The sequence below is a fragment of the Kitasatospora sp. NPDC058115 genome (assembly GCF_042884635.1).
In the GTDB taxonomy this organism is placed as follows: domain Bacteria; phylum Actinomycetota; class Actinomycetes; order Streptomycetales; family Streptomycetaceae; genus Kitasatospora.
On record NZ_JBHVTL010000033.1, the window covers coordinates 44,840 to 58,711 of the forward strand.

A 13,872-nucleotide genomic window follows, 5' to 3' on the forward strand; every position below is an offset into this window, starting at 1 on the left:
GGGGCGCGGAAGGACCAGGCGGCCGTCCGAGCCGCGATCCCCCCGCGAAGCTGAAAGTCCGTCGGAGACTACCGAAGCCCCCGACCGCACCGGAAGGCGGGTACCGGTTTCCTTCGCCGGCCGGGCCACTGCGTCCGATTGGCCCAACTCTGACCTGGGACAGGGGTTTTGCACCCGTCTGGCAGGTTGCGAGGGGGTGGCCGGGACGCGGCCGCGCACCGGCGGGGAAGGCCGCCCCGCCGGGCGTCGGCCCCTGCGCCCGCCACTACTCCGGGAGCCCGGCCCGCCGCCGGGCGACGGCCGCGACGGCGGCCCAGTCCTTCTCGCCGTCCCCGTGCGCCAGCGCGTCCAGGAACGCGTCCCGCAGCACGCTGCCGAACGGCAGCGGCACGCGCGCCGCCGCGCCCGCGGAGAGCGCGAGATCGACGTCCTTGAGCCCGAGCGGCAGCTTGAACCCGGCGGGCTCGTAACGGCGTTCGGCCACCATCGAGCCGTAGCCGGAGTAGACCGGCCCCGGGAAGAGCGTCCCGCCGAGCATCTCGATCAGGTCGGTCGGCCGGACGCCGTTGGCCTCGGCCAGGCTGCACGCCTCGGCCATCGACTCGATCGCGCAGGCCAGCAGGAAGTTGGTGCTGATCTTGGCGGTGTTGGCCTGGCCCGGGCGCTCGCCGAAGTGCCAGACGCGCCGGCCCATCGCGGCGAACAGCGGCTCGACCGCCGCCAGCGACTCCGCGCTCCCGGCGGCCAGGATGTTGAGCTCCCCCGCCTCCGCCACCGGCGGGCGGCCGAGCACCGGCGCGGCGACGTACCCGATGCCGTACTCGGCGTGCAGGGCCTCGGCGCGCTCGGCCAGGGCGACCGAGACGGTGGCCATGTTGACGTGCACGCCGGCCGCGGCGCCCTCCAGCAGGGCCGGGTCGAGCAGCAGGCGCTCCACGGCGGCGTCGTTGGCGAGCATCGAGACGACCGCGTCGGCCGCGAAGACGTCGGCCAGCCCGTCGGCGGCCAGGGCGCCCCGGGCGACCATGGCGGCCACCGGTCCGGGCGAGCGGTTCCAGACCCGGACGGTGTGCCCGGCCTTCACCAGGTTGGCGGCCATGCCCTGGCCCATCGTGCCCAGTCCGACGAAGCCGACCGTCATCCCGCTCATCGCGCACTCCCGCTGTCGCCCGGCGGCCGGAAAGGTCGTCCGGCCACGATCAACCGACTGTACGTCAGTTTTCCGACCGTCGGCCGGTCGGGGCGCGCCCTCCGGTGCCGTCCGGGGCCGGTCAGGCCGCCGCGGCGTGCCGCGCGTCCGCCGAGCCGCCCTCCAGGTGGGCGAGGACCCGGTGGCGCAGCAGCTGGTACTGGGCCTGGAGCCGGCCCGGGCGCTGCGGGCGGGCGACCGGGCGGCCGGGACCGACCCGCTCGTCCGGGCCGAAGCGCGAGCGGGTCATGTCGATCTCGGCGCCGTCGGCGGACCGGTTCCACCAGTGCAGGTCCGTCCGGACCGCGCCGGTGAACACCTCGCCCATCATCAGCTCGCCGCCGAGCAGGTCGTGCACCACCAGGGCGGTCGCCCGGCACTGGCCGTGGGCGGGATTGTCGGGACGCCAGTGGGCCTGGTCCTCGGGCGCGCAGGTGTCGACACCCCAGGAGGAGCGGATCGCACGTTCGATGTCGTTGAGGGTCCACGCCGTCATAGCGGGAAGCCTGCCACGCGGCACCGACAGCGGCAGCGGCTTTTCGGCCGGCGACCCCGTGTTCTGCGGCGACCCGCGCGACCTTCACCCGTACGGGGAGCCTCCCGGCGTGATGGAGCGCGCCGGGGCGGTCGGGGGTCCGCCCCGGCGCGCGGGGCCGGCCGCGCGCTCGGCGGCGGCCGGTGCTCCTCGGGGGCGCTCCTCGACGAGCGCTCCTCGGTGGGCGCTACTTCGTGAGCGCCTCGACGCCCGCCTGCGCGAACTGCTCGTCCTGGTCGCCGCTGGGCGCGCCCGCGACGCCGATGGCCGCCACCGGCGCGCCCTTGGACTGCACCGGGGCGCCGCCGGCCAGGAACAGGGTGTTCGGGATGTCCTTGAGGTTCGGGGCCTGCGCGAGGCGCTTGGCGAGCTCCGAGGTGGGCGCGTTCCAGGAGACCGCCGTGAACGCCTTGCGCACCGCCGACTCCGGCGACTGCGGGCCGGCGCCGTCGCCCTTGAGCAGCACCCGGGTGACGCCGTCGCGGTCGACAACCGCCACCGAGACGCGCTGGCCGGCCTTGGCGGCCGCGTCCAGGGTGGCCTGGGCGGCCTTGGTGGCGGCCTCGATGGTCAGCCCGGTGGTCTGGGCGAGGTTCTTGTTCTGGGCGTCGGTCTTGACCGCGGCGGCGACGGCCGGGGTGTCGGTGGCCTCGGCGCTGGCCGAGACGGCACCGACGGTGGCGGCGGCCAGTGCGGCGGCGGCGACGGTACCGGTCAGCACCTTGGCGCGAACGGAGGTCTTCTTCATGGTCCGGCTCCTCGTCGGATGGCGGTGGTGGGGACGGATCCGATCCTCCGTTCCGGGCCCGGCCCGCCACATCGGCGGTCCGGACACCGCGCCCGGGCATGATGGACGACGGACCCGTCAGCCGATCGGTTGATGCGGCCCCGCACCGGACGGGTCACCATCGAAGGATCGCCGCAGCCGGGACGGTGCGGACGGACCGGACGGACCGGACGACCGGACGACCGGACGGCCCGAACGACCGAACGGAACGGACAGAGCGAGGAGCGGCCCGTGCACCACCCCGGCCCCTCCCCCGTCGGGCCCGCTGCCCCCGCCGCCCCGGCCTCCCCCGACCCGGACGCCGGCCGGCTCGCCGTGCTGCTCGACTCCGCCTTCCTCCTGCTGCTCGCCACCTCGCTCAGCCGCTTCCTCACCCACCACCCCGGCAACCCGCGCATCCCCTGGGTGCTCGGCCTGAGCATCGCCCTGGCCGTCGTCCAGCCGGTCGGCTCCTGGCTCGCCCACCGCCGTCCGCCCGCCCCCGGGCAGCGCCGCCACCCCTGGCCGCTGGCCGTGGTGACGGTGCTCTGGGTCGTCCTGGTGCTGATCGCCCCGAGCTTCTCCTGGTGCGCCGTCCCGCTGGTCTACACGGCCCTGCGGACGCTGCCCACGCCGGCGGCGATCCCGCTGGTCGCGGCGCTCACCCTGCTGGTGGTCGTCGGCGAGATCCGGCTGCCGGGACCGCTGGACGCCAACCTCGTCCTGCTGCCGCCCGCCGTCGCCGCGCTGGCCACCGGCGTCTTCCTGTACATGGAGCGCCAGGCCGAACGGCAGCGCGCGCTGATCACCGACCTGGTCCGCACCCGGCGCGAACTCGCCGCCACCGAGCGGCGGGAGGGGACGCTCGCCGAGCGCGAACGGCTGGCGATGGAGATCCACGACACCCTCGCCCAGGGCCTGTCCAGCCAGCAGATGCTGCTCCAGGCCGCCGACCGCACCTGGGACGGCGATCCGGCGACCGCCCGGGGCCACGTCCGCACCGCCGCCGAGGTGGCCGCCCGGAACCTCGCCGAGGCCCGCCGCTTCGTCCACGACCTCGCGCCCGCCGAACTCGCCGACGGCCGCACCCTGGACCAGGCGCTGCGCTCGCTCGCCGAACGGGAGTCCGCCGAGAGCGGGCTGCCGGTCCGCTTCCACCTGGACGGCGCGCCGGTGCCGCTGCCGGCGGCCGCGCAGTCCGCGCTGCTGCGGATCGCCCAGGGGGCGCTGGCCAACGTCCGCGAGCACGCCGGGGCCTCGGCGGCCGCGCTGACCCTGTCGTTCCTCGGCGACCAGGCCGTGCTGGACATCGCCGACGACGGCCGCGGCTTCACCCCCGCGGCCCCGTCCTCGTCCGCCCCCTCGGGGCGCGGCCACGGTCTGCCGGCCATGCGCGCCCGGCTGCGCCAGCTCGGTGGCACCCTGACCGTGGAGAGCGCCCCCGGCGAGGGCACCGTGGTCTCCGCGGCCGTCCCCCTCGCCCCCGACCGCCGCTGACCCCCAGAGTCTGGAGCCCGCCCGATGAACCCCGCCCCCGTCCCGTCCCCGGTCCGGCTGCTGGTCTGCGACGACCACGCCGTGGTCCGGGCCGGACTGCTCGCCCTGCTGGCCAGCGCCGGCGACATCGAGGTGGTCGGCGAGGCGAGCAGCGGCGAGGAGGCCGTCGACCTGGCGGCCCGGCTGGCCCCGCAGGTGGTGCTGATGGACCTCCAGCTCGGCGACGGCATCGACGGCGTGGAGGCCACCCGCCGGATCACCGCGGCCCCGGACGCCCCGCACGTCCTGGTCCTGACCACGTACGACACCGACGCCGACATCACCCGGGCGATCGGCGCGGGCGCGACCGGGTACCTGCTGAAGGCCGAGCGGCCGGAGGAGCTGTTCGCCGCGGTGCACTCGGCCGCACAGGGGCGGACGGTGCTCTCGCCGCCGGTCGCCTCCCGGGTGATGGCGCAGATGCGGGCCCCGGCGCCGCAGCTCACCGAGCGCGAGACGGACATCCTCGCGCAGCTCGCCCAGGGGCTGGGCAACCGGGAGATCGCCCGCGCGCTGTTCATCAGCGAGGCGACGGTCAAGACCCACCTGGGCCGGATCTACGACAAGTTGGGCGTGGACACCCGGGCCGGCGCGGTGGCCGTCGCCAAGGAGCGCCGGCTGCTCCGCTGAAGGGGAAGGCCGCCCGCCCCGCCGGTACCGGCATTCCGTTCAGGTTGTTCCATTCCGAACGAACGTCTTCCCGGGGTCCGCCGCCCCGGGCCGGGCACCCGAACCACCGCCGCCACCAGCCCGTTCCCCGGATCTCCCGGCCGCCCCTTGCCATCCGCACCCCCGTCCCCGAAGGTGGGTCTTTCCGGCCGCCGAGCATTGACAAACCAACCACACGGTTTGTTACCGTGATGATCAACGACGCCCCACGTCAAAGGGGGCTTGCCGGGCCTGTGCGGATGCTCTCGCCGGAGAGCTGTGCCAGGGGGGACGGCGGGAGTCCGGGGCGATCGGGGGGAGCGGCGGAGAGCCGCGCGTCGACGCGGCGCGGAGCGAGTCCGGGGGGACTCGCTCCGCGCCTCCCTGTTTTCCGCCCCCGGTTCCCCTTCCTCGCCCTCCTCGCCCTCCCCGCCCCGAGGACCTCCCTTGCCCGGCGGATCGGGCCGGTCCACACTGATCACCGGACGAGGGGGACGCCATGGCGGAGGAGACGGCGGCGGCCGCGGCGGACGGGCCGGAGGCGCTCGGCGCGCGGCTCCAGGCGTTCCGCGGCCGGGCCGGGCTCAGCCAGGAGACGGCCGCGACCAGGGCCGGGATCAGCACCCGGGCACTGCGCGACATCGAGCACGGCCGGGTCCGCCGGCCCCGGGCGGGCACCCTGCGGCACCTGGCCGAGGCACTGGAGCTGACCGGCGCCGAACTGACGGACCTGCTGGCCGCCGCCCGCACCGGACCGGCACGCGGCGCCGGAGGACCGCGGCTGCTGATCCTCGGCCCGCTCGTCCTCCAGCACGGCCGGACACCCGTCCCCGTCACCAGCCCGATGCTGCGCCGCCTGCTCGGGCTGCTGGCGCTCAAGCACCCCGCGCCCGCCACCCACCGGGAGATCACCGACGTCCTCTGGCCGGCCGGGCCGCCCGGCTCCCACCAGAGCCTCGTCCACGGCTACGTCAGCCAGGTCCGCCGACTGCTGGACCCCGGCGGCCCGCGGACCGCCCCGCCGCCGGCCGTCGTCCGCACCCCCACCGGCTACCTGCTGGAGGCGGCCCGGGACCTCACCGACCTCGGCCGCTTCGACGACCTGCTGGACCGGACGCGGGTCCGGCACCCCGCGCCGCCGGACCCGCAGACCGCGTACGAGACGCTCACCCGGGCCCTGCGGTCCTGGCGCGGCCCGGTGCTCGCGGACGCGGACCCCCTGCTGCGCCGGCACCCGGCCGCGGTGGCCGCCGACGAACGGCGGGTCAGGGCGGCGCTGTCGCACGCCGACACGGCGCTGCTGCTGCGCCGCTCCGCGGAGGCCGTCCCGGTGCTGTCGGAGCTGGTCGACGCCGAGCCGCTGCACGAGGGCCTGCACGCCCGGCTGATCCTCGCGCTGGCGAGCTGCGGGGAGCAGGCCGCCGCACTCGCCGTCTTCGGCCGGCTGCGCGAGCGGCTCGACGAGGAGCTGGGCATCGCCCCCGGCCCGGAGGTCCAGGACGCCCAGCTGCGGGTGCTGCGCCGGCAACTGCCGCTCGCCCCGCTCCCGGCCCCGCCCGCGCCCCCCGCTGCGCCCGAGCCCCCGGCCCCGGCCCCGCCGTCCTTCCCGCTCCCGGCCCAACTGCCCGCCGCCACCGGCTGCTACGTCGGACGGCGGCGGCAGCTGGAGGAGCTGGACGCCCTCGTCGCCCCCGAGCCGGCCCGCCGCCGGCACGTGGTGGCGGTGGTCGGCGCGCCCGGCGTCGGCAAGACCGCCCTCGCCACGCACTGGGCGCACGCGCGGCGCGAACACTTCGCGGACGGCCAGCTGTTCGTCGACCTGCGCGGCCACTCCCGGCTCCCGGCGCTGCGCCCGGGCGACGTCCTGGACCGCTTCCTCCGGGCCCTGGGCACCCCGCCCGACCGGCTGCCCGCCGACCGGGACGAGGCCGCCGCGCTGTACCGCACCCTGCTCGCCGGCCGGCGGATGCTGATCGTGCTGGACAACGCCCGCGACGCCGAGCAGGTCAGGCCGCTCATCCCGGGCGCCCCGGGCTGCGCCGTGCTGATCACCAGCCGCAGCCGGCTCGCCGGGCTGGTCGCCGGCGACGGCGCCCGCCAGCTCGGCCTGGACGTGCTCGGTCCGGAGGAGTCCCGCCGGCTGCTGGGCGACGTCGTCGGCGAGTGCCGGGTCGCGGCCGAGGAGGAGGCGGCCCGCGCCCTCGTCCGGCTCTGCGGCGGACTGCCGCTGGCCATCCGGATCGCCGGCGCCAACCTGGTCTCCCGCGGCACCGGGATCGCCGGCTACTGCGCCGAGTTGGCGGGCGGCGACGTGCTCGGCCGGCTGCACGTCGAGGGTGACCGGCGCTCCACGGTGCGGGCCGCCTTCGACCTCTCCTACCGCGCGCTCCCGCCCGCCGCCCGGCGGATGTTCCGGCTGCTCGGCCTGATGCCCGGCCCCGATCTCACCGCGGACGGCGCCGCCGCGCTGGCCGGCGCGGACCCGGCCGCGGCGGCCGGGCTGCTGGCGGTCCTGGCCGACGCCCACCTGGTGCAGGAACGGTCGGCCGGCCGGTTCGGACTGCACGACCTGCTGCGCTCCCACGCCCGTGAGCTGGCCGGCGGAACGGAGGCGCACGCCGCCCGCGAGCGGCTCTTCGCCTGGTACCTGCACCGCACGGACGCGGCGGCCCTGCTGCTCTTCCCCGCCGCCCCGGCCGGACCGGCGCCGGCCGGGCCGCCGCCCTTCCCGGACCACGGCCGGGCCGCGGAGTGGCTGGAGCGCGAACGGGAGAACCTGGCCGGCGCCGTCCGGGAGGCGTCCGACGCCGGTTTCGCCACCGTGGCCCGGCGGCTGGCCGAGAGCCTGCACAGCTACCTGTCCACCGGGATGTACACCGGCGACTGCTTCGAGGTCGCCACCGCCGCCCGGCTGCGGCGCACCCGGCCCGGCCGCCGGGAGGGCTCCGACGAGGACATCGCCACCCTCGGCCTGGTCTGCTGGAAGCTCGGCCGGCTGCACGAGGCCGCCGCGCACTTCTCGCAGGTGGCCCGGCACTTCCGCGAGCACGACGCGGCCCGCGCCGAGGCGGTCTCGCACACCAACCTCGGCGTCGTCCACCGGGCGCTGGGACGCCCCGGGGACGCGATCCGGGTGCTCGGCGGGACCCTCCCGGTCCATCTGCGCAGCGGCAACCGGTACAGCGAGACGGTCGCCCTGAACGGCCTCTCCGGCGCGTACACCGACCTGGGCGACCACACCACCGGCCTGCTGCTGGCCCGCACCGCGCTCGCCGCCGCGCGCACCCTGCGCAACCGGGCGCTGGAGGCCAACGCCTTCCTGGCCCTGGGCGCCGCGCAGGAGCGCGCCCACGAGCCGGCCGACGCGGCCGACAGCTACCGGCAGGCGCTGCGCCTCGCCGAGCTGGTGAACGACCGGTTCCCGCAGGCCGCCGCCCTGGTCGGACTCGCGACCGCCCAGGCGCGCCTCGACCCGGGGGCCGCCCTGGACACCGCGGAGCAGGCCGTCGCGCTCACCCGGGAGGCCCGGTTCCGGATGCTCGAAGGCTGCGCGCTCGACGCGCTGGCCGACGTCCGGGTCCGCCGGGGCGAGTCGCGGCCCGCCCTGGAGAGCGGACGCGCCGCCCTCGCCGTGCACCGCGAGACCGGGCACCGGCCCGGGGAGGCGCGCAGCCACCTCGCGCTCGGCCACGCCCAGGCGGCCCTCGGCGCGCGCGGCCGGGCGTTCGGCCACTGGCGCGAGGCGCTGCGGCTGCACCGGGCGATGGGCGGCGCCGCCCGGCCCCGCTGAGGCGCGGGCGCCCGGCCGCCTGCCCGCGCCCGGCAGAAGGGCCCGCCCGGCAGTTTCCCCGGTTCTGCCGGTCCCCCGGCCGGGCCGCCGGGCGTCGCCGCAGAACCACAGGTCAGCGCGGGTGCACCCGGAAGGAAGCCGGCCCCCGGAGCGTCTCCGCGCCTCCGGTCCGGCTGCGGGAGCCCGACCGGTCCCCCTCCCTACGGTGGTCGGCGTGGAAGACCTCCTGACTCACCGCCCCCCGGAAGCTCCGCTCCCCGACATCTGGTCCCGCAACTTCCGCCGCTACTTCACCGCCCGCAGCGCGGGCCTGCTCAGCTGGGCGATGCTCCCCGTCGCCGTCTCGGCCGGCCTGCTCAGCGGCGGGTACGGCGTGGACACCGCGGGCTACGCGATGGCCTTCCTGGTGGGCCCGTTCGCCGCCCTGGTGCTGTTCGGCGGGGTGCTGTCCGACCGGTTCACCGCCCGCCGGATGATGATCGGCGCCGACCTCGCCAACCTCGTCGCCCACATCCTGCTCGCCCTGCTGTTCCTGCACGGCATCGACCACCTCTGGCAGCTGTACGCGCTGCTGGTGGTGGCCGGCACCGCCAACGCGATGTTCCAGCCGGGCGCCGCCTCGACCATCCCGCTGGTCTCCCGCGACGTCCAGGGCGCCAACGGCGTGCTGCGCACCTCCGAGGCGCTCACCGGCCTCGGCGGCCCGGCCCTGGCCGGCGTCCTGGTCGGACTCGGGGACACCGCCTGGGTGATGGTGATCTCCGCCGTCGCCTACGGGACCAGCGCCGCCTGCCTGTTCACCCTCCGGCTCGGCCCGGTGCCCGCCCCGCCGCGCGGCGGCGGCCTCTGGCACGACCTGGCGGTCGGCTGGCGGGAGTTCCGCTCCCGCAGCTGGCTCTGGGGCGTGATCGTGATCTGGATGGTCTTCGCCGTGCTCTCCTGGGGCCCGCAACTGTCGGTCGCCGCCGGCGTCGTCGTCCCCGAACACGGCGCCACCGCCTTCGGCCTGCTCAACGGCGCCCTGGGCGCGGGCACCGTGGCCGGCGGCCTGCTGGCGATCCGCTGGAAACCCGCCCGCCCGCTCGCCGCCGGCGCCGTGGCGATGCTGGCCTACCCCCTCTACCCGCTCGGCATCGTCCTCGGCTGGCCGCTCTGGCTGCTCGCCGCCGCCCAGATCGCGGTCGGCACCGGCACCGGCATCTGGAGCGTCATGTGGGCCACCAGCGTCCAGACCCAGGTCCCGGGCGAGGTCCTCAACCGCGTCCACGCCTACGAGGTGGCCGGCTCCGTCGGCATGTACCCCCTCGGCAGCGCCCTCGCCGGCCCCGCCACCCACGCCTTCGGCACCGACCACGTCCTCCTCCTCGGCGCCGCCGTCGCCCTCCTCACCGCCACCGCCCTCCTCGCCACCCGCCCCATCCGCACCCTCCCCCGCATCCCCTGACCCCACCCCCGGACAACACAAAAGCCGCAGGTCCTATGACCTGCGGCTCTTGCCTGCCGGAGCGGGCGACGAGAATCGAACTCGCGCTCTAAGCTCGGGAATCTTTGGGCCTTCGAGGTGTTCATACGAACCATCATCGAACACTCGAGCATGAGGCAGAAGGTAGCTGGCAATGCGGTCTGCGGTGTTGGTCCGAACAATCAGACGATCAGGCTGCGGCGCCACCCAGCTGAAGTAGCAGATCAACTGCCGGAACGTTCGACCGATCATGCGATCCCACGGGTGATCTTCGTCCGAGCTGAAGAAACATTCGAACAGGAGCGCCTGAAATTGATGCTGTCCGCCACCTGAGGCGTCCAGGGAGATTTTTCCTTCAGTGCAGCAGTGGCGGAGCACCTGCTTCGGAAGATTCAGGAACCTACGGCGAGCCTCAAAGGCAGCCCTGTCGTGAGTGTGCGGCATTGCCATCTCATCCGCGGCTACAACCCGGATTGCGGCCGCATTTGAGAGCAGTGCAGCGCAAGGCGAATTAAGTCATTGAAACTGGAGGTTAGGCATCTCACCTTTGGGGCTTTCACACACACTCGTCCGGGCAATCGGCTCGCCACTGGCCCACCTCCGGGCCATTGGACGGACACTAGCACGCCCAGGCCCTCGCAATCGCACGTTACCCAGTACATCGCCATTTCGGCACTGCGGCGGAGGTGGTGGCCCCCGGTTCGCGAAGTACGAGGTGTGCCACGGAGTCGTATTACGGCCTACGAGCGGGTCGCCCCGTGCTCCAAGTAGACCGTCTCGGGCTTCGCCCTGGCGGCACAAGCGGCGTGGAGGCGGCGGGCGAGGCGCGGGATGAGGAGTGCGTTGAGCTGGTCGGTGGCGTGGAAGGCGTACTCGCCGATCTCCACCTGGTCGATGGCGATGCGGTCGAGTTCGTCGGCCGGGAGGACGCCCCCGTCGAAGACGAAGAGGAGCTTGTCGCCCTCGGTGGGGTGGGGCGCCCAGTCGGCGACGAGCAGGCGGCCGATCGGCGGGGTGATGCCGAGTTCCTCCTTGACCTCCCGGGCAGCGCCCTCGCTCGGGGTCTCGCCGGCGTGGAGGTAGCCGCCGGGGATCTCCCAGCCGGGCTTGTAGGTCGGCTTCACGAGGAGGACGCGGTCGTCCTCGTCGAAGAAGAGCACGCCCGCGGCGGTGCGGGGCTGGGCTACGACCTCTTGGGGCTGGGAGTCGCTCATGGTGACGACTGTAGCCGTCTGCAGCGATCATGCGACGATGCTGAGCCGCTGGGCGACGCCGGCGAGCAAGTGGCTGGGCTTGCCTCGCTGTTGGCGGACCCAGGCGGTCACCAGGTGCCGGGGGATGAAGTGGTAGCGGACCTGCTCGGGGGCCAGTTCCTCGGCGTCCAGGACGAGGGCGAGAGCCTCGTCCGTGCGGTTCTGTGCGCTGTAGGCGCGGGCGACTTCGAGCGTGTGCCGGACGCGGCGTTCGAGCGGAAGGGTCGAGGAGTCCACGCGGGGGCCTTGGTCGGCGGCGATCTGGACGTCGCCGAGCTCTATCGCGGTCGAGATCCGGTGGATGGCCACGTTGGTGGGGCCGAAGGCCGTCCACATGTGGTTGGCGTCATGGCCGACGCGCTGCGCGACCCGGTCCGCTTCGGCGAGGAACTCGCGGACGGTGCTGCGGTCCTCGGTCCTCGCTGCGGCCATCGACCCGACGAGGAAGAGGGTGCCGTAGATCGAGAGGTAGGTCGGGGACGCGTCGTCGAGGCCGGCTTCCAGGTAGGCGGCGGAGTTCACGACCAGGTCGCGCGCTGCGGTGAGGCGCCCGTTGGTGAGCAGGCAGTGGGCGACCGAGCGGAAGAGTGAGCCAGCGACGACGATCTTGCCTGACTCCTGGGCGGACGTGAGGCCGCGGTCGGCTGCGATCCAAGCGAGGTCGGCTTCGCCTATCTTCGTCAGGACCATGGCGGCGCCCTGGTAGGCCATGGCGAGCAGTGCCTTGGCCTGGTGCTGCTGGTCGCCCTCGTACATGCGAACCGCGCGCTGGGCCTGGGCGAGGATGTCGGGGACGAGTCTGGTCGCCCTGGAGTACCTGGCGTCCTGGTAGGCGGACCAGGCGGAGCCGACCTCGGCGCGCAGGATGTCGAGGTCGGGCGGCTGTTCGACGTCGTCGGCGGCCAGGAGGGGCGACATGTGCTTGTAGTCCATGAGCGCTTCGTGGAGCTTCGCGACCACCCCGCTCTGGGTGTCGGTGGCCCCGTCGAGGAGCGACGGTTCCGCCAGGAGGTCGCCGAGCTGAACGTCGAGTGCGTCCGCCAGTGACTTGATGACCGAGAGGCGGTCGAGCTCGATCCGGCCATTCTCGACCTTGCTCAGCCAGTCGGCCGTTCGCCCGACCAGGCCGGCCAGGACGTCCTGCGGCATGCCACGCCGGCGGCGGTACCAACCGACGCGCTCGCCGATGGTCAGCGTCTCCGTCATCGCTCGCATGCTCCCAGCCTCGGGGAAGCTCGACTCCTTACCCCGGAAGGATTTTCCGGGTTCCTCTTCATCGATCTTCCTAGAGTTCTGACGTGTCATCACGCAGATTTGCCTGCAAGGCCATTGTGCGATGCGGAGAGGTGATCTTCATGGCACGTCAGGACCTGCGAGTCGGCGCGACCGCAGCAGAGAGGCAGGCGTCCGCCAACCGCCTTCGCCTGGTGGCTCCTCGGGACTGCGATGTGGACGCAGCCCTGCTGCCTCGCACCATCGGTTTCGCGGCACCCACCGCCACGGTGACCGGCTGTGTGTCGGTGCAGATGAGCTCGTCAGCGGGATCAGGCTCTGACCTGCCTCGCCGGCGACAGCCGGCCGCAGTTCAGCGCGTCTGAACGTCTGCCGCTCGCTCCGTCTCCCCGGCCGACCGGCTCTGGGTACTCCTCACCGACGCCTGGAAGGGCCACCACGATGCCCATGCGTACTCCGATCACCACGCTCCAGCTCCCTGCCCATGCCGCCACTCGACTCGCGATGGCGGCTGGGCAGATCACGGCGAATCCGTACACGGAGACTGATGCCTTCGCCGTACAGGCCGACGCCGCCGCCCAACTGCTCGACGACGGCCTCGCCTCCGTGCTGGACCGGTTCGCCAAGGGGCAGATCCAGTCGGCGCTGTTCCTCCGCGGTGTCCCTGTCCCGCAGAGCCTGCCGCGCACTCCGGCAGCGAGCTTCCACCTGCTCCTGGCCCCTCAGCGGACGAGGGCGGAGGCGGTGCTCGCCACTGTGGGGGCCAGGCTCGGCGAGATCTTCGCCTACCGCGAATGGGACGGTGGGCAGTTGGTGCAGAACCGCTACCCGATCGCGGCCCACCACGGTGTCCAGACCGCCTCCGACGCCAGCGACCTCGTTCTCCACACCGAGGCCTGCTTCACCGCGTACCCGCCCGACTTCCTCGCCCTGCTCGGCCTGCGTTGCGACCCGGCGGGCGAGGCGCGCACCGTGGTCGCCGATATCCCCCGCGCACTGGCGCTCCTCACGCCGGCCCAGCGCAAGATCCTCCGGGATCCGCTTTACGTGTTCCCGACCGACCGCGGTCCGCACACCCACGGTGGGCGGCGCACCACTGCACCAGTTCCGGTCCTCCATGACAGCGGACAAGGCCCGGTCCTGGAGTACTCGACCCTGCTGTCCGCCATCAGCTCCGCCGGCGTGTCCACCCTCACAGCGTTGGAGGAAGCCCTGAACCGGTGCGCGCTCACGGTCGAACTCGGAACCGGCGACCTGCTGCTGATCGACAACCGCCGCACTGTCCACGGCCGCACCACATTCCATCCGACCTACGACGGCAGTGACCGCTGGATCCAGCGGGTGCTGATGCTGCGCCAGCTGCCTCCCAGCGGCCGGATCGTGCCCGACACCCGCCTCGCCCACTACCCGACCGAGTACCTCAAGGCCCTCGCGCTGCCCGTCTGATCGACACCGAAGCA

The 13,872-nt window shown here is 74.3% G+C and carries 11 protein-coding genes; 6 read left to right on the forward strand and 5 right to left on the reverse strand.

The annotated features are described in order from the left end of the window. Positions 1–265: 265 nt before the first annotated feature. The 3 genes from ACFVVL_RS29880 to ACFVVL_RS29890 form a co-directional block, all read right to left on the reverse strand. Positions 266–1,150, reverse strand: a complete 885-nt coding sequence (locus ACFVVL_RS29880; protein WP_380297865.1) for an NAD(P)-dependent oxidoreductase — start codon at positions 1,148–1,150, stop codon at positions 266–268. A 121-nt stretch (positions 1,151–1,271) separates the two neighbouring features. Then, positions 1,272–1,685, reverse strand: a complete 414-nt coding sequence (locus ACFVVL_RS29885; RefSeq protein WP_380297864.1) for a hypothetical protein — start codon at positions 1,683–1,685, stop codon at positions 1,272–1,274. Between the two features lie 226 nt (positions 1,686–1,911). Continuing rightward, entirely contained in the window at positions 1,912–2,472 is a 561-nt protein-coding gene (locus ACFVVL_RS29890; RefSeq protein WP_387680688.1) for a heme-binding protein, read from the reverse strand. Positions 2,473–2,742: 270 nt separating this feature from the next. Here ACFVVL_RS29890 and ACFVVL_RS29895 point away from each other — a divergent pair, with 270 nt between their 5' ends. The 5 genes from ACFVVL_RS29895 (at position 2,743) to ACFVVL_RS29915 (ending at position 10,259) form a co-directional block, all read left to right on the forward strand. Beyond that, a complete protein-coding gene (locus ACFVVL_RS29895) occupies positions 2,743–3,987 on the forward strand; it encodes a sensor histidine kinase (protein WP_387680691.1) in 1,245 nt (414 codons plus the stop codon). 24 nt (positions 3,988–4,011) lie between these two features. Beyond that, the gene (locus ACFVVL_RS29900; protein ID WP_380289957.1) at positions 4,012–4,656 is read left to right on the forward strand and encodes a response regulator; all 645 of its coding nucleotides are present in this window, start codon (positions 4,012–4,014) and stop codon (positions 4,654–4,656) included. 517 nt (positions 4,657–5,173) lie between these two features. Further along, on the forward strand, positions 5,174–8,464 hold the full coding sequence (locus ACFVVL_RS29905) for a BTAD domain-containing putative transcriptional regulator (protein WP_387680695.1): 3,291 nt from the start codon (positions 5,174–5,176) through the stop codon (positions 8,462–8,464). A gap of 214 nt (positions 8,465–8,678) precedes the next feature. Beyond that, positions 8,679–9,908: an MFS transporter gene (locus ACFVVL_RS29910; RefSeq protein ID WP_387680698.1), complete on the forward strand. Its 1,230-nt coding sequence runs from the start codon at positions 8,679–8,681 to the stop codon at positions 9,906–9,908. Between the two features lie 150 nt (positions 9,909–10,058). Further along, positions 10,059–10,259, forward strand: coding sequence for a hypothetical protein (locus tag ACFVVL_RS29915; RefSeq protein ID WP_380289963.1), 201 nt, complete (start codon positions 10,059–10,061; stop codon positions 10,257–10,259). A 407-nt stretch (positions 10,260–10,666) separates the two neighbouring features. Here ACFVVL_RS29915 and ACFVVL_RS29920 read toward each other — a convergent pair whose 3' ends face one another. Next, a complete protein-coding gene (locus ACFVVL_RS29920; RefSeq protein ID WP_387680701.1) occupies positions 10,667–11,140 on the reverse strand; it encodes an NUDIX domain-containing protein in 474 nt (157 codons plus the stop codon). A 27-nt stretch (positions 11,141–11,167) separates the two neighbouring features. Further along, positions 11,168–12,385 carry a helix-turn-helix domain-containing protein gene (locus ACFVVL_RS29925; RefSeq protein WP_387680704.1) on the reverse strand — a complete coding sequence of 406 codons (1,218 nt, stop codon included), beginning with the start codon at positions 12,383–12,385 and terminating at the stop codon, positions 11,168–11,170. 474 nt (positions 12,386–12,859) lie between these two features. Between ACFVVL_RS29925 and ACFVVL_RS29930 the strand changes: the two genes are divergently transcribed. Beyond that, positions 12,860–13,858, forward strand: coding sequence for a TauD/TfdA family dioxygenase (locus tag ACFVVL_RS29930; RefSeq protein WP_387680707.1), 999 nt, complete (start codon positions 12,860–12,862; stop codon positions 13,856–13,858). Positions 13,859–13,872 lie beyond the last annotated feature (14 nt).